The organism is Pseudomonas sp. M30-35 (genome assembly GCF_002163625.1).
In the GTDB taxonomy this organism is placed as follows: domain Bacteria; phylum Pseudomonadota; class Gammaproteobacteria; order Pseudomonadales; family Pseudomonadaceae; genus Aquipseudomonas.
In genome coordinates this window covers 1,091,357-1,114,109 of sequence record NZ_CP020892.1, presented here as the reverse complement: position 1 = coordinate 1,114,109, position 22,753 = coordinate 1,091,357, and the positions used below count along the sequence as shown (strand labels likewise).

Here is a 22,753-nt window from a genome sequence, read left to right as displayed (position 1 = left end):
AAGTCATCCATTTAGCTGTTATTAACTTATTGAGTCAACTATTTAATCATTATCGATCAAAAAACGTACATCACCCTGTAGACCTAGTCTTTCAAGGCTTCTACGACTTAGCCCGCAGCTTATGCACAGGGCACTCCACAGAGAAGTTGGATAACTGTGCATAGCAACTTCCGCCCAAACTGAGAATCGCTAAAGATTTGCTTGACTATGCGCACGCAAAGCCGGGCAATTTACCCGATCCAAACGCTGTTCAAAAAACAACCAACTCCATGCATGCCGCGTATTTACGAGCCTGCAGCAATGCATACCCTAGTTATCTACAGGGCTACCCACAGTAGTCGTGGACAACTTAATCCGCGGAATCAGGAGGTGGATAACTCATTCACGACTCAAATACTGTGCACTTTCAAAAGCTGGTCAAAAAACATACAACAACTGCAAACGCCCTAATTACTTAGGGTGCAGCGGCATACGCCCATGTTACCCACAGCTCGTTCCACAGTCTTTGTGTGCAACTGTGCTGAAAAGCTATCGGTGCGATCAATTCAATCAACAAGCCAACCCTCGTTGCCGAGCCTAAGCTTGCTTTATCAACAAGGAGCAAGATCATGAATAGCCAACAGAGTCATTTCAGTCAGTTGCTGCAAAGCCTGCTTGCCGCTTATGCAGGTGGGAATAGCGGGGTTAGCGTCGACTAACAAACGCCCTTGGTTTTGCCCAGCTAGAACGGCTAACCTGAGCAGCTAATTACTCAGGAGTGAAGCCATGACCTTGCGTTCGATCTGTGTGTTCTGCGGAGCGAGTACCGGGGCCAATCCGATCTACCGCGAAGCTGCAGTAAGACTCGGCCAGCACCTTGCCCAGCACAACATCCGCCTCGTGTACGGTGGCGGTGCTGTAGGCCTGATGGGGATTGTCGCAGACGCAGCACTGGCAGCAGGCGGTGAGGTAATTGGCATTATTCCACAGAGCTTAAAACGCGCTGAAGTCGGTCACCAAGGCCTTACCCGGCTGGAAGTGGTCGATGGCATGCATGCCCGTAAAGCACGTATGGCTGAGCTTAGCGATGCCTTTATCGCATTGCCCGGCGGGTTGGGCACTCTCGAAGAGCTATTTGAAGTTTGGACCTGGGCGCAACTTGGCTACCACAACAAGCCACTGGGCTTACTCGACGTAAACGGTTTCTATAGCAAGCTGGGAGCGTTTCTCGATCAACTGGTAGAAGAGCAGTTCGTGCGCGCTAATCACCGCGCCATGCTGCAGCTCAGCGAGACTCCGGGTGAGCTGCTCAAGCTGCTGCAAAACTGGCAACCTCTGGAAGCGCCGCGCTGGCAGAACAACAAATCGGACTAGACGGCGTCATACCGCTGGCCGCAAGCGCGTACTAATTAAGTTGATTACCACGCCCCGTATTCAAACGGGGCGGCTGTCTTGTTCACCTATTAAAGGCTATCGGTGCCTAGCCCTGCGTACAGACGAGTCATTTCGTTGAGCTGACGAAACATCGAGTCTGCATTAATCGCAACGATGGTCGGCACAAAATCCTTGGAAGAAAGAGCCTTGCTCGCAAACTGCCACTTAGCATCGGTCTTACGCAGCGCTTCGGCGATTTCAGGGTTAGGTGCTTTGCTGGCCTGAAGCTCCTGCATGATCGCGCCGAACTCCTGCACGGATGCATTGAAGTCAGCATCCAGGTTCGGCGCATCCACGCCCCAGACACGCGCCATGTAGAACATCGCCGTGCGCTGGGTTAGCACGCGGTTCCAACCGCTGCGATTGATTGCGTGGGATGCTGCATCGCCGTTGTGCTTCTCGAGCAGATCGACCATTTGCTGGCATTCCTGAACCAGCTTCTCTGCAGTGGCCAACACAAGTGCCGCTTGGGCCTTATCCGGTTGGGCAGTGATGAAAGGCTTATATTCGACCCAGATCGCTTCAACCTGCGCCAACGACGCGCGAATCTCATCAGTTGGGGCATAATCTTTCAGTTGCTGATGATGCTTCTCGAACAGCGCAATACTCTCCTCACGTTGCCGTGTGGCAGATTCCACCTTCACATCGGAACCGATCATCAAGTAATCCTTGGCAATGATCTGGCCAAGGCTGCGCTGCAAGCCAGCCATGTTCATAGCTTCCAGTGTCGCCATCTGAGCCCAGCTTGCACAGCTGATGAATAAGCTGCAACCGAGCAGCAACGCACGCATAAAACCTTTCATAAACAGGGTAATTCCTTATTTCGCCTTCAGGCGGGTATCAAAAGAACATCGATCACAAAGCAAGCGAGGGCTTTATGAGGACAAGGGGCGCTGTACTGTTCTTATGAAAATGGGCGTGCGTGAATGAAAGGGAGATAAGCATTCCGACGCCTGCAGCGGGCGGGCATTCTAATTCATCTCGGTGCCAGCAGTTTGCTACTGTTCACAACTTATAAAACGCCCCGTCGAGAAGTTGTTTGTGTGCGCCAACCATCGCACCATGTTGCAGCGCTGCGTGAACGTCTCGAGCTCATGCAAAACCGGCAGCCTCACGCAGGCAGAACAGCTTGCCGGACTTGCACCTCAGCCTTGCGACGCGCTTTTAAGCAGCGCCGCTACCCGCTAGGCATAACGCGGCGTATTGCTACTGACTGGAGCAACCTGGGCCAAGCGCTCAGCTTCCTGGTTTTCTTTAAGCTCACGCCACTCAGCCATAAGCTCATGCATATCCGCGCGTTGTGCGTGTTCACCAAAAACACTCTGCAAGGTGACCACCCGTTGAGCTTCGGCCAGTAAGCGCGCACGTACTTGATTGAGCTTTTTGCTTTGTACGGCTTGCAACGATTTCGCCTCAGAGATGCCGTCGTTATACATCGCCAACAGTTCTAAATCGGTTTTTCTGTAGAAGCGCATATCGTTTCGCGTGGCACGTCTAAAATCCAAGTAAGAGTTGGCCTGCCAAGCGTTTACTTGTTGCTCGACTTGCTTGATTTGCGGCTCTAAATCTTTAAGTTCTTGTGGGGTGAACAAAGCCCCCTCACGCTCGGTCGCACTGGCATACCAGCGGACTAACGTGGTCAACCCTGCCCGGCTATAACCTGTGTCACTGGAGTGCTCACCCATATTAACGATTTGCCTGATAAATCCGGCGCGTTTGGGCATATCGCCTTCCAGGCTTATGCGTCCTGCAAATTCGGCGCAGGCCTGCTGATCAATAGACTCACACCCCGGCTGCCACAGAATCGATGCCTCGCTGCCGCCCTCAGGCTTACGCGGCATATAGTGGCGCTGTTGCCCATGGTGCTCGTAATCATCACCCTTAAGGTTAATCAACCCGCCCAGCAATAAACCCGCACCAACTGGCGGCGAACTCAACAATACAACGGTACCCGCCAGTGCAACTTTCCACTCAGCGTCCATCCAGGTTGTTGGCACGGAAGGTACCGGATCGTTGTGGTTAACCAAGCGATGGTGGGTCAGTGCGCTCGCACCAGTAACAAAGCCTTGATCCCCTGCGCGAGGGGAGCCGAAGGTGTAAAGCAAAGTATCGTCGCCTGAGAACTCTCTGCGCAGCCACTCAGCCAGTAATAATGCAATAGCACCACCCAAGCTGTGACCGCATACAACAACGGTCATACCTTTGATATAAAAAGCACTCAAATAGCGCTCTACAAATGGTTTCACGGCTAAAAACGCATTATAAAACCCACGGTGAGCTTGCCCGTCACCTTCCGCATAGGGCACTTGTCGCGCGTCCATATCGCGCAGCGCATCGGCCCCACCAGCCGTGCCCCTTACTGAGATTAAAACCACTTTGTCATTGTGCGTAATAAACGCTTGGCTCTCAGTCTCTTGATCAAACAGAAAATGCACATCTTCCGGATTTCTTAACCCTTCTGCTGCTTCTTCAGCATAAAGCGCAGGGTCATAAGGCATTACTTCCAAGCGCTTTGAGTAGGCAACCTCCTCATAAAGCAAGTTGTAAGGCCCTGCATCATTAAACTGCTGGGCTTTTTTCAGTGCAGCCAGCTGTTCACGCAGTACATTGCCAATAGAACCTTGCTGCGTATAAGGCGGCGGTGCTGATTTGTAAGGGTCACTTTCAGTGCTAAAGGGTGCATAGACAAATGTCGTCATTACCGCCAGATGATATGCATTTAATGCGCAAAAGGCTTTATCCCGAGAGAATAATGGGCTGTAGGCACGCAGTGCCTTTACTTCAAACACATGATGTTGGCAGGGCTGTAACTCCACACACTTTTCAGTGGTTGCATTACTGGCCTGCACTAACTTGACTGAGGGTTTAGGCCCCCACGTGGAATCAGTATCTGGAAGATGCCCGGTGTGCTCGACAAAATCACTGACTTCAACTCGGTAAAATCTTGCGTTTTCTTTGACTGCATGCTGTTCAGCCAAATAGGTTTTCTGGTTTGCCGAGCGCGGCCCTAGTATATTTTGCTCAGCCGCCACTTGGAGTTCTGTCAAAGGAATAGCGAATCTCTTTCTTCTTGAAAGACCAGAATACCACTGATCTCCTCCAACATAGCCAGCAGTTACAGACAGCATGCACAACCCACTGACAAGCCCATCTATACGCGCACAGCCGCTACCATCTAACTTTCCGGAATGTATTTGCCCCTGTACATCGGTCAATGTATAGGAAAGCCCAGCGTATGCAGCGCCCTCACCGCCCTCATCCAAGAATTGAAAACTAACCCAAGCTTTACGCTTTGGGCAATTTAATGAAACAACCTTAGCATTCGTCCCTGAGTTACTCACCCTTGATTACTCCTTACAGTTTGGGTAAACGCTGCATTCTTGATCATTCATCCGGAAAGTTCTAAATTCCGGTGGTGACGTGCAAAGTTCTTCATAGTCAGTCCCCCATCTACCGGTACATGGTTTCCAACCGCTTTGGGTCTTTAGCCAGTAACCATTCATATATGGTTCTTCTTCAGAATTTTCATTTATATTTAACGTCAACACTTTTTCCGGGAGAGTGTCACCAACAACATAAGCACCCAGATTCTTGCAGTTTAAGAGTTTGCTAATTTCACCAGACCTAGATATCGCCTGACTCATTTTAAAATTCCACGTACACTGTGAATTAACGAGCAATTCCCCTTGTTCACTAAAATCAGGGGCATTCGCAGGTAATGGATCAACTAGTCTTAAGCCGCCATTATCATAGGTTTGCTGCCAATCTTTTTCGCCGTACCGGCCTGTTGCATAGAGTGCCACCCGAGCAAGTTTTAGCGTACATAAGCCTTTGTGATAACTAACCGGTATTTTAAACTTATAATTGTGTGGTGTTTTATCTTGCGAACTTTCATAACTATTCGCATCACCGCGCGCGCTGCATGCGCCATCTTCCGAACCGTAATAGGCTTGGGCTTTTATCTTGAAATTGGCGGGCAGCGTACCGCGTAAAATAAAGGTATCCGCCCCATCAAATGAGGCAAGGGATAACGCACCCTCCTTTGCTGCATCACCCGCAAAACCACAGCTTGCCAGTGTAAAGCCGCTGATAAAAATTAATAAACCACGCTGTAAACGATAAATAACGTTCAATCTAATTTACTCCGTACAATTTGGGTAATAGGTGCACGTCTTATCACCCATTTTAAACGTTCTAAATTCAGGAGGTGTTTCACACCACGACCACGTGCCAGACTCAGTTTTCTTTTCCGAACATGGTCGCCAGCCCTGTGGAAATTTAATCCATGTATCACCAATCGCAGGCACTTCTTCGGGACTTTCATTTATATTTATAGTTAAGACTTTTCCCGGTAGGTTCTCAGTAACAACATAAGCACCGAGACTCTTACAATCTAGCTGCTTATCTATCTGACCAAGTCTGGACTTAGCTTTAGTTAGCTGAAACAACCATCTACACTGTGCGACTTTAACCAATTCACCCTGCGCATTAAAGTCAGGGGCCTTGGCAGGCAACTTATCAACAACCCTGAGCTCACCATTATCATATATTTCCTGCCAACCTTTCTCGCCGTACCGGCCTGTTGTATAGAGCGCCACCCGAGCAAGGGTTAGCGTACATAAGCCTTTGTGATAACTAACCGGTATTTTAAACTTATAATTATGTGGTGTTTTATCCTGCGTACTTTCATAAGAGTTCGCATCACCGCGCGCGCTGCACGCGCCATCTTCCGAGCCATAATAGGCTTGGGCTTTTATCTTGAAGTTGGCGGGCAGCGTACCGCGTAAAGTAAAGGTATCCGCCCCACCGAATGAAACAAGGGATAACGCACCCTCCTTTGCTGCATCACCCGCAAAACCACAGCTTGCCAGTGTAAAGCCGCTGATAAAAATTAATAAACCACGCTGTAAACGATAAATAACGTTCAATCTAATTTACTCCTTACAGTTCGGATAAACGCTGCACTCTTGATCATTCATCCGAAAAGTTCTAAATTTAGGTGGAGATGTGCAAAGCTCTTCGTAGTCAGTCCCCCATCTACCGGTACATGGTTTCCAACCGTTCTCAGTCTTTACCCAGTAACTATCTCTATATGGTTCTTCTTCAGGGTTTTCATTTATATTTATAGTCAATATTTTTCCCGGTAGACTTTCAGTAACGACATAAGCACCATCACCTTTACAATCAAGTAATTTGCTTATTTCACCTTGTCGCGATTTAGCCTTAGTCATTTGAAACCACCACGTACACTGCGCCTCTTTGACTAACTCACCCTGCACATTAAAGCCAGGGGCCTTCGCAGGTAACTTATCAACAACCTTTAAACCGCCATTATCATAGGTTTGTTGCCAATCTTTCTCGCCGTACCGGCCTGTTGTATAGAGTGCCACCCGAGCAAGCTTTAGCGTACATAAGCCTTTGTGATAACTAACCGGGATTTTAAACTTATAATTGTGCGGTGTTTTATCCTGCGAACTTTCATAGCTATTCGCATCACCTCGCGCGCTGCATGCACCATCTTCCGAACCATAATAGGCTTGGGCTTTTATCTTGAAGTTGGCGGGCAGCGTACCGCGTAAAGTAAAGGTATCCGCCCCACCGAATGAAACAAGGGATAACGCACCCTCCTTGGCTGCATCACCCATAAGACTACAGCCCGCCAAAACACCAGCACTTATGCAAATCAATATGCTGCGTTGCACAGCCACGATATATTCCAATCTAATTTACCCCAAACCTTGCTATCAGACTGACATTCAAATTCCAGCGTTTAAATTGCTTATATCGCGGCCCGCTGAAACAGATCTACGCAACGGGCATAGTGCTGCGCGGGTGACTCACCGTCAGCGTTGGCCCACTGAGGATGGTTAGCTATTTCTGGCTTTAATTTATTAATGAGCAAAAACTCAATTTGAGCTTGGTCAGTCCAGCCCCAGGTCTTTGCTAATTGCAATTGCTCATACAGCCAAGGGTCGAGGGGTTGAGCGTCTTTTAACGCGGTCGTTGCGTGAGGGTGTTCATCCCACAACCATTGCTTGAGGTTGTGGTGGACAATGGCATCGGCTACTGACTCCGGTTCAGCAATATTTAGCCACGGAGTAGCGAATGGCTGGGGGTAAAAATCAGGTCGTGGGTTATCAATAACGACCCACTTTTCTGCGTCCCAGCATATTGCGCTGTCCATTAAACCCAGTAGCAATGGCCGCTGCGCAATTTCTAGCGTGCTTAAGTGATGAGCCATGACGCGGTTATCTTGTAGGCGATACAGCCAGCGCTGGGCACCATCCTCAATCAAGGCGCGGTCCAGCCAATGCTGGGTATGCAAGTTAAGATCGTTTTGCGTGGTGCTGGCTATCCACCCCCAATTTGCTTCGGGGCTGTCCAGCAACGCTTTAACCGAGTTCATTTGCTGGCCACTAAGGCGCACCAACCAAGGGCTAGCCTCAATAAAGCTTGCCAGCGGGCTACTGGTGTAAATCCGCGTGTAGTCATGCATAACATCGGCCCCGAACAAATACTTGATGGGGTCAGGGTCAGCCATGCTGTCGATAACTAGAATAAATTCGCGCTGCTGCCGTCTCTGTTCAACCAGCCAATCACTCAGCACACTGTTCATGAGGCAACGCCGGTTTCACAAACACCTCCAGCGCACGCCTCACAGATTGGGCAACGGCTAGCGCCAACTTGGCGGGCTGTTAGCGCCATGGGCAACTCACCCGGCATCGCCTGATCCGCTGGCTTGCCGATTTTGGGCAACAACAACGCGATCCCGGAGCCTACTCCCGCCGCACCGCCGGAGTTGACCTTGATGGTCGCACCGCTGAAGGTGATGCCACTGGGATCTACTTTGACAAAGCTGCCGCCGCCCTTGGCGGTCAGCTCCATGCCTGCATCGATGACGACTTTACTGCCCGCGTAATAGTGAATTTCCGTACCGGCTTCGACGAACTGGCCCACGCCTATTTTGGCGTGCTGTGTAACCGCTACATTCAGGTGGTCGCTGGCGTCTACCGCTGTTTTGCGGTCGAGGTGGGTCATGCGGTGTTCTTCGGCCTTGAAGTCGCTGTAGCTATTGGCTTCAACAGTGTCATGACGCTCGTTGCCGACGCGGATTTTCTCGTCGTGTTCAACCCGCTGATCCCAATCACGCTGGGCATGGACGAAAATTTGTTCCTGACCGGCCTTATCTTCAATACGCAATTCATTAAACCCAGCGCCACCAAGGCTGCTGTTGGTTTTGAAGGTACTGCAGGTTTTATTTTCAGGCAGCGCATAAGGCACGGCATTTTCTTTGTGGTACAGACAACCGCTGACGATGGGTTGGTCTGGATCGCCCTCAAAGAAGCTCACCAACACTTCCATGCCGATGCGCGGGATGGTCACCGCGCCATAGCTGTTACCCGCCCAACTGTTACTCACCCGTAGCCAACAACTGGTTTGCTCATCCGCCTGGCCTACTCGGTCCCAAAAGAATTTAACCTTGACCCGGCCGTATTCATCACAATAAATCTCTTCGCCTTTGGGACCCGTAACAACAGCCCTTTGCGCACCTTGAACCTTACCCTTGCGATGCTTGAGCGCAGGACGGAATGGAATGTCCCACGGCGTTGCGACAAAACTGTTGCGATAGCCTTGGGTGAAGCCGTCCTCAGCTTTAACGTCGCCGCTAACCGACTCTTCAAGCACTTGCGGCTGGCGGCCTTGGTGCACCACGGAGTGAATCAGCCAGAGGTCGTTGTATTGCGCGCGAGGATGGTTAGTCATACTCAGGAAGCTACCGCTGACTAGGCTTGCATCACTGCGGCCTGCGGCAACCTCATAGCGGCTGCGCAGTCGTTCTAGCGCACGCTTGGCTAAATGTTTACCCCGCGGGCGTTCGGCAAAGCGACCCGGATATTCATATACCTCAAGCGCAGGCAAGAACTCTGCTTGATATTCGCCGTCGAGGGTCAGCTTAGGTTTTTCGAAGTTATAGTCACGGTAACTGGCTGCGCTGCTGCGCGTCTCCAGGGTCACCAGCAATGATTTGATGACTGCGCCATCCGCCGCCATGCCGCTGTCGGGCTGATATTGCAGGGGCGGCAATTTCTGAAATACCGTTTGTTCATCACCAAACACCAGAACATGGCCGCTGGCACTGTGCTGGAAGTGAAAACTGATGCCTTCTTCTTCACACAAGCGCTGGATAAAGTGCAGGTCGGTTTCGTTGTACTGCACGCAATAATCGCGCTCAGGGTAGACGTACGGCCCAAGCTGAAAGCGATAGGCATCCGCTTGGATCCCGTGCTTGTTGAGCACATCGCTGATGATTTGTTGCACGGTCATGTGCTGGAAGATGCGTTGATCAGAACAATGCGCCAGATACGCCAGTTGCGGCCTAAGGCTTATGCGATAGCGAGTCAGACGTTTGCCTGAATCGCCCTGCTCGGCCGCATAGACAACACCATGGATGCCCTTTTGTTCAGGGCCAAAGCTTAGGTAGGCGGGCTGATTGATTAAGCCATTGAGGTCAAGATCGGGCTTCTCACTAACCAGCTCAATGTCGAACTCGTAAAGTTCATTGAGCGCTTCAGAACCGTCGAACTTGAGCACTTGCAAGTCTGCGGAGAAACCTGAAACTGTCAGCGAAATATGCGCTTGATTGGCATCCATCGTGCCTAACCTCCGTCCATGGTTTATATAAGAAGTCCAAGAGTGCCGTACACAGCGCCATAGGACAATACTTGCGTGTCGTTAGCTTGCAGTACGTCAACAATATGGGGCTAAAACAACACATCCAACGGATGCAACCACGTTTAATACTTAAGCTCAAACGCTTGCTGGGCTATGGTATTGCCCAGATACTTCAAGCCTCGCAGACTAAAGGAATCACTTGCATGGCAGGCAGCAGCCTTTTAACCCTTTTGGATGACATTGCAACCGTGCTCGACGATGTGTCGTTGATGACCAAAGTTGCAGCCAAGAAAACCGCAGGTGTGCTGGGTGATGACCTGGCACTCAATGCCCAACAAGTGAGCGGCGTACGCGCTGACCGGGAGTTACCCGTTGTATGGGCTGTCGCCAAGGGTTCGATGCGCAACAAGTTTATTCTGGTGCCAGCCGCCTTGGTCATCAGCGCCTTAGCACCTTGGGCCGTTACACCGCTGCTGATGTTCGGTGGTGCGTTCCTCTGTTTTGAAGGCTTCGAGAAGCTGGCACACAAGTTCCTGCATGCCGAGGAAGACCAAAAGCAAGAAAAAGCTGAGTTGCTTGAGGCCGCGAGTAAATCTTCGGAAGACCTGAAGGCGTTCGAAACAGAAAAAATTGGTGGCGCCATTCGCACCGACTTCATCCTCTCGGCCGAGATTATTGCGATTACACTGGGCACGGTCGCCGGCGCACCACTGACGCAACAGATTATCGTAGTAGCCGGCATTGCGCTGGTGATGACCGTTGGCGTTTATGGTCTGGTCGCGGGCATTGTCAAACTCGATGACGCCGGGCTTTATTTGAATCAGCGCGAAGGTGAAGGTTTGTTCACCCGCGCCACACGCAGCTTTGGCCACGGCATTTTAGTCGCAGCGCCGTACATGATGAAGAGCCTTTCGGTTATCGGCACTGCAGCGATGTTCCTGGTCGGTGGCGGCATCCTCACCCACGGCGTGCCAGCGGCGCATCACTGGATAGAGCGTACCTCTGAACTCATCGCGCAAGGCTCTGGAATCGAACTGATGGCGAGCGCAGCGCCCGTCCTGCTCAACGGTATAGCGGGGATTATTGCGGGGGCAATCGCGCTCGTGGTTGTAACGCTAGCGGGCAAACTGTGGAAAGCCGTAAAAGGCTAAGGAATTGCGAACACTACCGTTCGAAGGCATTTGTAGGGTGGGCAACGCGCAGCTTGCCCGCCATTGCTCAACCAACGATAAGCCAATCGTCCAAGTGCCCACAGGCCCCAGTGGCGGATAACATGGGTTATCCGCCCTACTGCTTACAGGCTCGCCATACTTAAACTCAACTGGCTTGCTGCATGATCACCGTCTGCGCGGGCATAGGTGCAGGGAAGTCTGCTTCAGCGAGCGCATCCTTGATCATTTTGTTGGTGTCAAAATACACCTGCCAATAATTATCGGTATGACAATACGGTCGCACCGCCATCACTGGCCCGACCAGGTTGAACTCAAGAATCTCAACTTCAACCGCCGGATCGGACAGCACATTATCAATCTCGGAAACTCGCTTCTTAAGTAGTGCGGCCGCCGCTTTATAGTCTGCAGCGCCTGAAAGCTGGGCCTTCAGGTCTACCCGGCGGAATGCGTTGTGCGAGAAGTTCTGGATGTTGTCGCTGAAGATCTTGTTGTTACCGACCAGCGTCAGCACATTGTCTGGCGTGTTGATAGCCGTTACAAACAAGCCAATCTCGGTGACCGTACCGGTTACCCCTCCGGCACAAATAAAGTCGCCGACCTTGAACGGCCGCAATATGATAATGAAGCCGCCTGCGGCAAGGTTTGCCAGCAAACCTGACCACGCCATACCAATCGCTAAACCGACAGCCGCTATCAGCGCAGCAAAGGTTGTAGTCTGCACGCCGAAGAAGCCGAGGATGCCGATGACCAGAAGGATGTTCAGGGTCACGGTGATGAAATTGCCAACGTAGCGTAATACCGTTGGGTCAACATGCTGTCGTCCCAAGGCTTTTTGCACGAGGCCAACTGCAAACCCAATCAGCCAACGGCCGATCACCCAGAATGCGATGGCTGAAAGAATTTTTATAGCAAATGCGGCACCGTACTGAGTAGCAAAGTTGTACAGCGCGTGCGCTTTTTCCGTACCCACATTTACGATGGTTGTTTCGTCCATGGCCGTGCTCCATTCAGGGATAAGTACAGCTATCCCTAAAGACGCTAGCACGCGAAAAAAAACTTGCCGCAAAACATGTGATCAAGATTGTGCGATCGCACCGTCCTCGGTGAGCGGGAGCACCGTCACCTGGACATCCGGGTCATGGCTACCACCACCAAGAATTACCCCGTGCAGGGGTGAAACATCCGCAAAGTCACGTCCCCAAGCCAAGGTGATGTGTTCAAGCGCTGGTCGGATGTTATTGGTCGGATCAAAATCGACCCACCCCTGATTCGGGCAATACACCGAAACCCATGCGTGTGAGGCGTCTGCCCCGATCAATCGAGGCTGTCCCGGTGGCGGCTGCGTCAATAAATAACCGCTGACATAACGTGCTGCCACGCCTTGCGAGCGCAAACAGGCGAGCATCAGGTGCGCAAAGTCCTGACAAACCCCGCGCCGCTCCTCTAGCACTTGTAGCAACGGCGTTGCCACCTGTGTGGCCACTGCGTCAAAGGTGAACTCGGTGAATATTTTGTTCATCAACGCTTGGGCGGCCAGTAGCAGCGGTTTGCGTGGAGGAAAGCAATCTGCCGAATATTTAGCGAAATTATGCTTCACCTGAACGAAAGGCGACTGAAAGCGAAACTTGCTGGCCTCAAGCAAACCAGCGGACAGCGGCGCGGCGCGGTAACTCAGTGCCGCGCAGGCATCCTCCCACGCTGGCGAGTCTTGCAAGGCAATAGCCGGACGAGCCAATACATCCAAGCGCATCTGTGCGCTGACTTTCAATGAGTCATGTGGCCGTTCAAAAACCAAACGTGTCAGCGGGTTGCCGAATACATCCAGGCCCTCGTGACGCTTGCATGGCTTAGGACTGACTTCAAGTTGGCATTGGTGTTTAACCTGCCAGGCACAATCCCGCGGCACCAGGTGCGCCAATTGTTGCGCAAGTGAGACGGGGGCCGAGTAGCTGTAATGCGTATCATGAATGATCTGATAGCGCGCCAACTTTACCTCAGGCGCTTCGCTGGGCATCAGCTTTGCACTCATGACGACTGCGTCCGCTGGCTGGCATCAACATGCGCGAAGAAGCGCAGCGCCAACTGATCAGAGGTTTCCGCGCTGGCTTGAGCGATAGTCTCAAGCAACTGCGCCAAACCATTCAAAACCGCACGCACACTGCTAGGTCCAAACAAAGAGTTTTCCAAGGTAGCCAGACTAAAACCACTGAGCTGACGCTCCAAGCCGGCCAGTCGTGACGCGACAGGTAGGTCGAAGCGTTCGGCCAATCTCGCCTGCGAGTTAAGCAGGGTTCGTAGTTGAAACAACACCGCGTGCGGATTCTGATCATCCAGTAACAACAGGTCCAGAACCGGTATCAACTGGGCTGTCGCAAGGTAGCGGGTTCGGTAGGTGATACTGCTGTTACCCAAGTCGAGTAACCATTCCAGCGCAGATTGATCATCAGCCATTGGGCTGCGAATAAAACTGGCGATACTCTCGCTCATAAACTGCAAACGCTCGATGCAGCGGCCGATCATCAGAAAGCGCCAGCCGTCATCACGGGTCATATCGTCAAAGGCAAAACCTGAAAGTGCTGCGAGAGACATCACCAGGCCATTAAGGAAATCCAGGGCTTCACCAAAGTCAGCCTGCTGAACCTCAAGCTCCTGCGCCTCAATTTGTAGCTCTAATAAAGCCTGCCAGTTGGCTTGAGAAAGTTTGCCGCGCACGCTGCCAGCAGTCCAAATCAACTGCTGTAAGTTTGCCCGCAGGCTAGCCGACCACTCATCACCGAGTAAAGCCTGTTCGAGTCGCTGCTCCAAGGTATCGCCGTCTTCAGCAGACGGCAGCAACCCCCTGCTCTCTCCCAGATTCAATGCGGCTTCGAGCGCACGCGGGTCGCCATCATCGTCGACATAGCGTGACAGCATGATCCGCAACAAACGCGCATTGTCTTCGCAGCGAGAACTATAACGGCCATACCAGAATAGGTTTTCAACTATCCGCGAGGGTAAATAAGGGTCACTGCGCACCAGATCGGCAACCCCTAAAGGTCGAGCGCCCTGCCAGGACTCGCTGTCATGGTTGCGACTGCCCAACACCCAAGTATCTTTGCTGGCGCCGCCGCGCTGCATTGATCCAACGTCCACATCCCCTTGTGCTACAACCCGCGTCAGCCCACCCGGCATCACCCAATACCCGTTTGGCCCAGCGACAGCGAACACGCGCATGCCTATGGCGCGCGATTGCAAGCAGCCCTTTTCACTCTGCCAGACCGGCGCCAACGAATGCTCTGCAACTTCTTGCGCAACGTAGGCATAAGGCCTGTCCTTAAGGCGTTGCGCTAGCGCTTCACGCTGCGGCCCATCAAGATCTCCTGCAAATACGGAGTTGAAGCTTTGTGAGGGAAAACTCGGGCGAATCAATAATTCGGGCAGCTTATTGAGTACCTCATCAAGCACCGACTGTTCTCCACACCACCAACTGGCGATGCTCGGCAGCAATAAAGGCTCACCCAGTAATTTTTCACTGATGGCTGGCAAGAAGCTCGAAAAACCGGGTGACTCGAGTACACCGCTACCTAATGCATTAGTGACCAGTACACGCCCCTGACGCACAGCATCGAGCAGACCAGGCACACCAAGTGCCGAGTCGAGGCGCAGCTCCAGCGGGTCACAGAAATCATCATCCAGGCGACGTAAAATCGCATGAACTCGACGTAGCCCGGCCAAGGTTTTCAGGTAAACCGTGGCATCACGTACGGTCAGGTCAGTACCTTCAACCAAGGGATAACCCAGTTGCCGGGCAAGATACAGGTGTTCAAAGTAACTTTCGTTGAGACGCCCCGCTGTTAGCACCACCACTAACGGCGTCTCGCCATCAGCCGGGGCTTGCCGAGCGATGGTTTCTTGCAATGTGCGGAAGAAGCTCGTGAGGTGCTGCACACGCATCTCACGAAAGATATCCGGGAATGAGCGTGAAACAATCTGCCGATTTTCTAACACATAGCCCGCGCCAGACGGTGCCTGAGTCCGGTCAGCGGTGACCCACCAACGACCATCCGGGGCACGCACCAGATCAACTGCATAGAGGTGCAGATACGTGCCGCCTGGCACGTCGATGCCTTGGCAAGGCCAAAGAAAGTTATTGTGACCAAAGACCAGTTCGGGTGGAAGCAGGCCATCGGCAAGCAAGGTTTGCGGGCCGTAAACATCAGCCAAAACCTGATTGAGCAGACCCGCGCGCTGGGCCACTCCTTTGGCAATTACCTGCCATTCGTCTGCAGCGATCACATTCGGCAGCAGATCCAATTCCCAAGGCCGATCAGCTCCTTCGGGGTCGGCATAAACGTTGTAAGTGATGCCGTTTTCTTGAATTTGCCGTGACAGCAGATCCTGACGTTGTTGCAACTGAAACGACGTATTGCGCTGCAATTGCTCGACAATTCGCCGCCAATGCGGTCGAACCTGCCCGTCGGTATCGAGCAGTTCATGGTAAATCGCATTATTGGGCGAAAAGTCGGCAAGTAGGTCAGCCATCAAAATCTCGGACAGTCATTTACATGCGCAAACTTTAGCATTTGCGCGTCGTTAGTTTTGAGGCTTGTACAGAATTCAGCAACAGACATGCGCCTGCTCAGCCAGATGCGCCTTCGCTGGAAAGTCGACACGGGCTGAAACCAACGCAATTGGCCTGAAAAACACTCAGATCCCGGTAACCGACCTGAGTATTTTTGCCTATGCCCAAGCTCAGTCCTGACTAAACGCTAGTCTTTGCGACCTGCTGGGCTAAGCCGCAGGTCGAGAGTCATCGGCAACTCACCATTTGCAACCACCGGCATTGGCACACGCTTACCCGGGCTATGACCGAGCCTGAAGAAACGCGCTAAGCGCCGGCTTTCAGCCTCATAAGCATTAACCGGCAGGGTTTCATAGTTGCGGCCTCCCGGATGCGCAACATGATACTGGCAGCCACCCAATGAGCGATTCATCCACGTATCCAGCACATCAAACACCAATGGCGCATGCACACCAATTGTCGGCTGCAAACAGTTGGCAGGCTGCCATGCGCGATAACGAACACCTGCGACATACTCCCCCACCTTGCCGGTTGAGTGCAGCGGCACAGGCACGCCATTACAAGTAATCACGTAGCGATCCGGAGCCATGCCGCGCACCTTGATTTGCATGCGTTCAAGCGATGAGTCGACATAGCGGACAGTGCCGCCTGCCGTGCCCTCTTCACCCAATACATGCCAAGGCTCAAGCGCCTGACGCAACTCCAAGTCGATACCTTTAACATTAAAGTCACCGGCTTTCGGGAAGCGGAACTCGAAGTGTGGCGCAAACCACTCGGCGCGAAACTTGTAGCCCTCTACGCCCAACTCCTGCAGGACATCATTAAAGTCTTGCTCAACATAGTGCGCGAGCAAGAACCGATCATGCAGCTCTGTGCCCCAACGCACCAATCTTGCAGGTTGATAAGGTTGCTTCCAGAAACGCGCGATCAAGGCGCGCAACAACAACTGCTGTGCCAAGCTCATTTGCGCATGTGGCGGCATTTCAAAGGCGCGCAGCTCCAGCAGGCCGAGGCGCCCCGAAGCGGAGTCTGGCGAATAGAGTTTATCGATACAAAACTCGGAACGGTGAGTGTTACCGGTCACGTCGACCAGCAAGTTGCGTAGCAAGCGATCGACCAACCACGGCGCACAGTCCTTGCCCGGCTCAGGCATTTGCGCAAAGGCAATTTCCAACTCATACAGCGCATCGTTACGCGCCTCATCCACGCGCGGCGCTTGCGATGTCGGACCAATGAACAAACCCGAAAACAGATACGACAGCGATGGATGATTGTGCCAATAGCTGATCAGGCTTCTTAACAAGTCAGGACGACGTAAAAACGGTGAGTCCGGTGGCGTCGCGCCCCCCAGAACGAAGTGATTCCCGCCCCCGGTTCCGGTGTGACGACCATCAATCATGAATTTTTCGCTACTCAGACGACACTGACGCGCTGTCTCGTAGAGAAACTCCGTGCGTTCAACCAGCTCATCCCAGCTTGCGGCCGGATGAATATTGACCTCAATCACGCCCGGGTCTGGGGTTACCCGGAAAAACTGCAAGCGCGGATCATTGGGCGGCTCATAACCCTCAAGTACCACAGGACAATCAAGCTCAACGGCAGTTACTTCAATGGCGGCCACCAGCTCTAAATAATCCTCAAGTCGCACCAATGGCGGCATAAACAGGTACAGCCGCCCTTCGCGGGGCTCTGCACATAAAGCGGTGCGCACAATATCGTCAGCCGAGGTGTTCAACTGCGGACGCTTTGCCGGAGCCTTTTGACCGCCTTGCCACACGCCGCGCAATTGGCTTTGAACCTGCGCAGTTGCTGGCAAAGGCGCCAGACGCTGTGAAGGGTCGACCGGATTCACATAGGGATAATCAGCTTTGCTGACCCAAGGCTGAGACTCCAACGGCAAGCGGTAACCCAATGGCGAGTCGCCGGGGATCAGCCAGCAATGTTCCTCTCGCAGGTACCAACTGCCGGTCAGCCATTCGGTTTCAGCGGCGTTACGCGCCAATGGCAAGACATGACCAATGACCTTGTCCAGCCCTTGTTGAAAAACCTTGCGCAAGCGCTCGCGATCCAATGGATCAGCCAGGCGTGGGTCATCCGGCGTAAGGTTGCTGGGCAACTTGCGCTCACGCCACAAGTAATAGAAGCCATCTTCATACGCCGGGAAACGGTGTTCAGCCGAGATACCCAAGCGCCCGGCAAGCGTCTTCAGGAACGTTGCTGCCAGGGTTTCATCGGCGCCGTAATCACGGTGTTCGTCGGCATACAGCTTGGCATCGCGCCAAATTGGCTGGCCGTCACGCCGCCAGAAACAGTTCAACGACCAGCGCGGCAATTGCTCGCCTGGATACCACTTACCCTGGCCAAAATGCACCAACGCATTCGGCGCGTAATGTTCGCGCAGCCGATGGAATAAATCAGCCGCCAGCAAGCGCTTATTCGGCCCCAGCGCTGCGGTATTCCATTCAGCATCATCTGGATAATCAAGCGCCACAAACGTCGGCTCACCGCCCATGGTCAAACGCACATCAGCGTCTTTAAGCTCAGTGTCTATCTGTTTACCAAGGCTATTAATAGCCAGCCACTGCGCTTCGCTATAAGGCTTGGTGACACGCGGAGCCTCCCAGATGCGTTCGACGCGCATTTCGTGAGAAAACTCGCACTCACACTCATCGACCCCACCACTAATGGGCGCAGCTGATGACGGTTCAGGGCTGCAAGCCAATGGAATATGTCCTTCGCCAGCAAACAAGCCGCTGGTAGGATCCAGGCCAACCCAGCCTGCACCCGGCAAATAAACCTCGCACCATGCGTGCAGGTCAGTGAAGTCGACATCAGTACCCGAAGGTCCATCCAGCGACTTCACATCAGCCGTGAGCTGAATCAAATAACCTGAAGCAAAGCGTGCAGCCATACCCAAGTGGCGCAACAGTTGCACCATCAGCCAAGCAGTATCGCGGCATGAGCCCGAGGCATTTTCCAGTGTAAGTTCAGGTGTTTGAACGCCTGGCTCCATGCGGATCAAGTACTTGATATCACCCGCCAAGCGCTGATTTATCGCCACCAAAAAATCGATACTCGGCAACGGCTCGCGAGAAATCCCCGCCAAGTATTTATCGAACAGCGGCGTACCCGGCAAGGTCACCAGATAAGGCGCCAGCTCATGTTGCTCACTCTCGGTGTATTTGAACGGGATTTTTTCTGCGTAGGGTTCTAAAAAGAAGTCGAATGGGTTGAAGACCGCCATCTCCGCGACCAGATCAACCTCAACTTTTAACTCACGGGTTTTCTCCGGAAACACTACGCGCGCGAGGTAATTACCCTGCGGGTCTTGCTGCCAATTGATGAAGTGCTCGCCCGGCTCGACGCTCAGCGCATAAGACAGCACCCGGGTCCGGCTATGCGGCGCTGGACGTAACCGCACAATTTGCGGGCCGAGGTTAACGGCCCGGTCATACCGGTAATGGGTAACGTGATGTAATGCGATATGGATCGACACAGCGGGCCTCCTGCTAGCCTGAGCGATAACAATGCTGCGCAAAACTTATGCCAGAGCCCTATTCGCTTGGGGGGCAAGCTCAAGGCTAATCCATTAAGCACCAGAACCGCGCAGCAGCACATCGGTTACTGATCATACGCACAAATTAGGGTCCAAAACCTGCGGCAACATTCCCAACAAAAGATTGTGCGCAGGCAATACAAGCGTGTGCCTTGGTCGAGCAAGCAATCAAACACCAGCAAACTACGCAGCCGCTCACGCATCCGGTAACATCAGCACACTCACGAAAAGAGATGCGGCATGTATATCTATCGACTCGTGCTGATTCTGGTGGTCGGGATCTACCTATTCTCCCCGGCCATCATGGATTGGTGGATTGACCCCAATGGTGCGTGGTATCGACCTTATCTGCTTTGGCTGATTCTGATCGTGGTGACATTTATTCTGCAGAGTCAGCGAGATGCCGATGAGCTTTAGTCTTAGCCAACTGATACTCATCAGTGCGGCTTATTTGCTCATGCTGTTTGGCGTGGCCTGGGCAAGCGAACACGGGTTGATCCCGCGCAAAATCATCCGTCACCCGCTGACCTACACACTTTCCTTGGGTGTCTACGCCAGCGCATGGGCGTTCTACGGCACTGTCGGCCTGGCCTACCAATATGGTTACGGTTTTTTAGCCAGCTATTTAGGTGTGTCTGGCGCATTCCTGCTGGCTCCGGTGCTGCTCTACCCGATATTACGCATCACGCGGACCTACCAGCTTTCATCGCTTGCTGACTTATTTGCCTTTCGCTTTCGCAGCACATGGGCTGGCGCACTGACCACCATTTTCATGTTTATAGGGGTTTTACCCCTACTTGCCCTGCAGATTCAATCGGTTGCAGACACCATCAGCATCCTCACTCATGAGCCCATGCAGGCGCGCGTTGCGATCAGTTTCTGTGTGCTCATCATCCTCTTCACCATCCTCTTTGGCGCACGCCACATCGCAACCCGCGAAAAACATGAAGGCCTGGTGTTCGCGATTGCCTTTGAATCGGTAGTCAAGCTGGTGTCGATCAGCGCCATCGGCCTCTATGCCCTTTACGGTGTGTTTAATGGGCCCCATGACCTTGAACAATGGCTGGTACAAAATCAGGCTGCGCTAGCCAGCCTACACACGCCGCTGCAAGAAGGGCCGTGGCGGACACTGCTGTTGGTATTCTTCGCCTCTGCGATCGTCATGCCACACATGTATCACATGACCTTTACCGAGAATATCAACCCACGGGCAATGGTCAGCGCCAGTTGGGGCTTACCGCTGTTTCTATTGCTGATGAGCTTGGCTGTACCGTTAATTCTCTGGGCGGGGTTAAAACTCGGCGTAACCACCAACCCGGAATATTTCACCCTGGGCCTTGGTATGGCGGTGGACAGCCCGGCACTGGTTTTAATCGCCTATGTCGGAGGGTTATCAGCCTCCAGCGGGTTGATCATTGTGACCACGCTGGCACTCTCGGGCATGTTGCTCAACCATGTCGTGTTGCCGCTTTACCAGCCACCGGCCGAGGGCAATATCTACCGTTGGTTGAAATGGACCCGGCGTGCGCTGATCGTCGTGATTATCATGGCCGGCTACGGCTTCTATGCCCTGCTACGCGCCGAACAAGACCTGGCCAACCTGGGTATTGTCGCCTTTGTCGCCACCCTGCAGTTTCTGCCGGGTGTACTTTCGGTCCTTTACTGGCCAACTGCCAATCGACGCGGCTTTATTGCCGGGCTCCTTGCAGGCATCGCCGTATGGGCGGTCAGTATGCTGATGCCGCTACTGGGCAACTTGCAGAACATTTACCTGCCTATCGTCAATATGGTTTATGTGCTCAACGACAGTAGTTGGCACCTTGCCGCTACCGGCTCACTCGCGGCTAACGTGCTGGTATTCACTCTGGTTTCATTGTTCAGCGATGCCAGTGAAGAAGAAAAAAGTGCCGCCCAAGCCTGTGCAGTAGACAACGTGCGCCGCCCGCAACGGCGTGAACTGCTGGCTACATCGCCGCAAGAATTCGCAACCCAGTTGGCCAAGCCGTTAGGCGCCAAGACAGCTCAACGTGAAATTGAACAAGCCCTACGCGACCTACATCTGCCTTTCGATGAAAGCCGCCCATATGCCTTGCGCCGCCTGCGTGACCGCATAGAAGCCAACTTGTCTGGCTTGATGGGCCCGAGCGTGTCACAGGATATCGTCGAAACCTTTCTGCCCTTCAAGACTGGCAGCGAAGCCTATGTGACCGAAGACATACACTTTATAGAGAGCCGGCTGGAAGACTACCATTCACGGCTTACCGGGCTGGCAGCCGAGCTTGATGCTTTACGCCGCTATCACCGGCAAACCCTGCAAGAACTGCCAATGGGTGTGTGTTCGCTAGCAAAAGATCAAGAAATCCTGATGTGGAACAAAGCCATGGAGGAACTCACGGATATCCCGGCGCAGCGCGTGGTCGGCTCACGCCTTAGCACCCTGAGTGAACCTTGGCGCAGCCTGCTGATGGACTTCGTCGATCTGCCCGACCAGCATCTGCACAAACACCGCTTAAGTGATGACGGCCTGATCCGCTGGTTGAGCCTGCACAAAGCCGCAATTATCGAACCCCTTGCTCCCGGTAACAGTGGACTGGTGATCCTGCTAGAAGACATGACCGACACTCAGGTGCTCGAAGACAAACTTGTGCACTCTGAACGCCTGGCCAGTATTGGTCGACTGGCCGCTGGCGTGGCCCATGAGATTGGCAACCCGATCACCGGCATCGCCTGCTTAGCGCAAAACCTGCGTGAAGAACGCGAAGATGATGATGAGCTAACTGAGATCAGCCAACAAATCATCGAGCAAACCAAGCGCGTGTCCAGAATTGTTCAGTCACTAATGAGTTTTGCCCACTCAGGCTCCCATCAACACGCCGATGAACCGGTGTGTTTAGCCGAAGTGGCGCAGGACGCCATTGGCTTGCTCTCGTTAAACCGGCAAAGTGTTGAAGTACACTTTTATAATTTATGTGACTCTGATCATTGGGTCGTGGGCGACCCGCAACGTCTGGCACAGGTGCTGATCAACCTACTGTCCAATGCCCGCGACGCCTCTTCCGCGAATACGGCTATCCGGGTCAAGAGCGAGGCTTTCGAGCATACCGTTGATCTCATTGTAGAAGATGAGGGCAGCGGCATTCCCAAGGCCATAATGGACCGTTTATTCGAGCCATTCTTCACTACAAAAGACCCGGGCAGTGGAACCGGACTCGGCCTTGCGCTGGTCTATTCCATCGTGGAAGAGCATTATGGACAAATAACAATCGACAGCCCGGCTGATACCGAACTGCAACGGGGCACCCGAATCAGGGTGACATTGCCGCGGCATGTTGAAGCGACGTCAATAGCGACTTAAACCAGCGACCTGAGACCGTCGAG

At 52.9% G+C, this 22,753-nt stretch carries 15 protein-coding genes; 4 read left to right on the top strand and 11 right to left on the bottom strand.

The window, feature by feature from the left end:
• Positions 1–765 precede the first annotated feature (765 nt).
• Positions 766–1,353, top strand: a complete 588-nt coding sequence (locus B9K09_RS05170; RefSeq protein WP_087515815.1) for a TIGR00730 family Rossman fold protein — start codon at positions 766–768, stop codon at positions 1,351–1,353.
• Between the two features lie 89 nt (positions 1,354–1,442).
• Here the strand turns inward: B9K09_RS05170 and B9K09_RS05165 are convergent, their stop codons facing one another.
• The 7 genes from B9K09_RS05165 to B9K09_RS05135 form a co-directional block, all read right to left on the bottom strand.
• Positions 1,443–2,216 (bottom strand): type IV pili methyl-accepting chemotaxis transducer N-terminal domain-containing protein, encoded by a 774-nt coding sequence (locus tag B9K09_RS05165; RefSeq protein WP_087515814.1) that lies wholly within the window; start codon positions 2,214–2,216, stop codon positions 1,443–1,445.
• Positions 2,217–2,597: 381 nt separating this feature from the next.
• Positions 2,598–4,754: a lipase family protein gene (locus B9K09_RS05160; protein ID WP_256574254.1), complete on the bottom strand. Its 2,157-nt coding sequence runs from the start codon at positions 4,752–4,754 to the stop codon at positions 2,598–2,600.
• Positions 4,755–4,760: 6 nt separating this feature from the next.
• The gene (locus tag B9K09_RS05155) at positions 4,761–5,546 is read right to left on the bottom strand and encodes a hypothetical protein (RefSeq protein ID WP_256574253.1); all 786 of its coding nucleotides are present in this window, start codon (positions 5,544–5,546) and stop codon (positions 4,761–4,763) included.
• A gap of 6 nt (positions 5,547–5,552) precedes the next feature.
• On the bottom strand, positions 5,553–6,341 hold the full coding sequence (locus B9K09_RS05150; protein WP_087515812.1) for a hypothetical protein: 789 nt from the start codon (positions 6,339–6,341) through the stop codon (positions 5,553–5,555).
• 6 nt (positions 6,342–6,347) lie between these two features.
• Positions 6,348–7,121 carry a hypothetical protein gene (locus B9K09_RS05145; protein WP_256574252.1) on the bottom strand — a complete coding sequence of 258 codons (774 nt, stop codon included), beginning with the start codon at positions 7,119–7,121 and terminating at the stop codon, positions 6,348–6,350.
• A gap of 71 nt (positions 7,122–7,192) precedes the next feature.
• Entirely contained in the window at positions 7,193–8,029 is an 837-nt protein-coding gene (locus tag B9K09_RS05140; RefSeq protein WP_087515810.1) for a DUF4123 domain-containing protein, read from the bottom strand.
• Positions 8,026–10,065 (bottom strand): type VI secretion system tip protein VgrG, encoded by a 2,040-nt coding sequence (locus B9K09_RS05135; protein WP_087515809.1) that lies wholly within the window; start codon positions 10,063–10,065, stop codon positions 8,026–8,028. The genes B9K09_RS05140 and B9K09_RS05135 overlap by 4 nt, the downstream gene beginning before the upstream one ends.
• Before the next feature lie 224 nt (positions 10,066–10,289).
• On the opposite strand from B9K09_RS05135, the gene B9K09_RS05130 reads away from it, so the two are divergent.
• Positions 10,290–11,237 carry a DUF808 domain-containing protein gene (locus tag B9K09_RS05130; protein WP_087518991.1) on the top strand — a complete coding sequence of 316 codons (948 nt, stop codon included), beginning with the start codon at positions 10,290–10,292 and terminating at the stop codon, positions 11,235–11,237.
• A 166-nt stretch (positions 11,238–11,403) separates the two neighbouring features.
• Here the strand turns inward: B9K09_RS05130 and B9K09_RS05125 are convergent, their stop codons facing one another.
• The 4 genes from B9K09_RS05125 to B9K09_RS05110 form a co-directional block, all read right to left on the bottom strand.
• Entirely contained in the window at positions 11,404–12,252 is an 849-nt protein-coding gene (locus tag B9K09_RS05125; RefSeq protein WP_087515808.1) for a mechanosensitive ion channel family protein, read from the bottom strand.
• Positions 12,253–12,333: 81 nt separating this feature from the next.
• Positions 12,334–13,287 (bottom strand): transglutaminase family protein, encoded by a 954-nt coding sequence (locus B9K09_RS05120; protein ID WP_256574251.1) that lies wholly within the window; start codon positions 13,285–13,287, stop codon positions 12,334–12,336.
• Positions 13,284–15,779 (bottom strand): circularly permuted type 2 ATP-grasp protein, encoded by a 2,496-nt coding sequence (locus B9K09_RS05115; protein ID WP_087515807.1) that lies wholly within the window; start codon positions 15,777–15,779, stop codon positions 13,284–13,286. Before B9K09_RS05115 ends, B9K09_RS05120 begins: the two co-directional genes overlap by 4 nt.
• 227 nt (positions 15,780–16,006) lie before the next feature.
• Positions 16,007–19,315 (bottom strand): DUF2126 domain-containing protein, encoded by a 3,309-nt coding sequence (locus B9K09_RS05110; protein ID WP_087515806.1) that lies wholly within the window; start codon positions 19,313–19,315, stop codon positions 16,007–16,009.
• A 300-nt stretch (positions 19,316–19,615) separates the two neighbouring features.
• On the opposite strand from B9K09_RS05110, the gene B9K09_RS05105 reads away from it, so the two are divergent.
• Together B9K09_RS05105 and B9K09_RS05100 are read left to right on the top strand one after the other, a co-directional pair.
• Positions 19,616–19,792, top strand: coding sequence for a hypothetical protein (locus B9K09_RS05105; protein ID WP_003244646.1), 177 nt, complete (start codon positions 19,616–19,618; stop codon positions 19,790–19,792).
• Positions 19,776–22,730 carry a sensor histidine kinase gene (locus B9K09_RS05100; protein ID WP_087515805.1) on the top strand — a complete coding sequence of 985 codons (2,955 nt, stop codon included), beginning with the start codon at positions 19,776–19,778 and terminating at the stop codon, positions 22,728–22,730. The genes B9K09_RS05105 and B9K09_RS05100 overlap by 17 nt, the downstream gene beginning before the upstream one ends.
• The last annotated feature ends 23 nt before the right edge of the window (positions 22,731–22,753 follow it).

Coding starts and splice junctions, on each gene's coding strand:
- B9K09_RS05170 (WP_087515815.1), top strand. CDS start 766: ATGACCTTGCGTTCGATCTGTGTGTTCTGCGGAGCGAGTACCGGGGCC.
- B9K09_RS05165 (WP_087515814.1), bottom strand. CDS start 2,216: ATGAAAGGTTTTATGCGTGCGTTGCTGCTCGGTTGCAGCTTATTCATC.
- B9K09_RS05140 (WP_087515810.1), bottom strand. CDS start 8,029: ATGAACAGTGTGCTGAGTGATTGGCTGGTTGAACAGAGACGGCAGCAG.
- B9K09_RS05135 (WP_087515809.1), bottom strand. CDS start 10,065: ATGGATGCCAATCAAGCGCATATTTCGCTGACAGTTTCAGGTTTCTCC.
- B9K09_RS05130 (WP_087518991.1), top strand. CDS start 10,290: ATGGCAGGCAGCAGCCTTTTAACCCTTTTGGATGACATTGCAACCGTG.
- B9K09_RS05125 (WP_087515808.1), bottom strand. CDS start 12,252: ATGGACGAAACAACCATCGTAAATGTGGGTACGGAAAAAGCGCACGCG.
- B9K09_RS05120 (WP_256574251.1), bottom strand. CDS start 13,287: ATGAGTGCAAAGCTGATGCCCAGCGAAGCGCCTGAGGTAAAGTTGGCG.
- B9K09_RS05115 (WP_087515807.1), bottom strand. CDS start 15,779: ATGGCTGACCTACTTGCCGACTTTTCGCCCAATAATGCGATTTACCAT.
- B9K09_RS05105 (WP_003244646.1), top strand. CDS start 19,616: ATGTATATCTATCGACTCGTGCTGATTCTGGTGGTCGGGATCTACCTA.
- B9K09_RS05100 (WP_087515805.1), top strand. CDS start 19,776: ATGCCGATGAGCTTTAGTCTTAGCCAACTGATACTCATCAGTGCGGCT.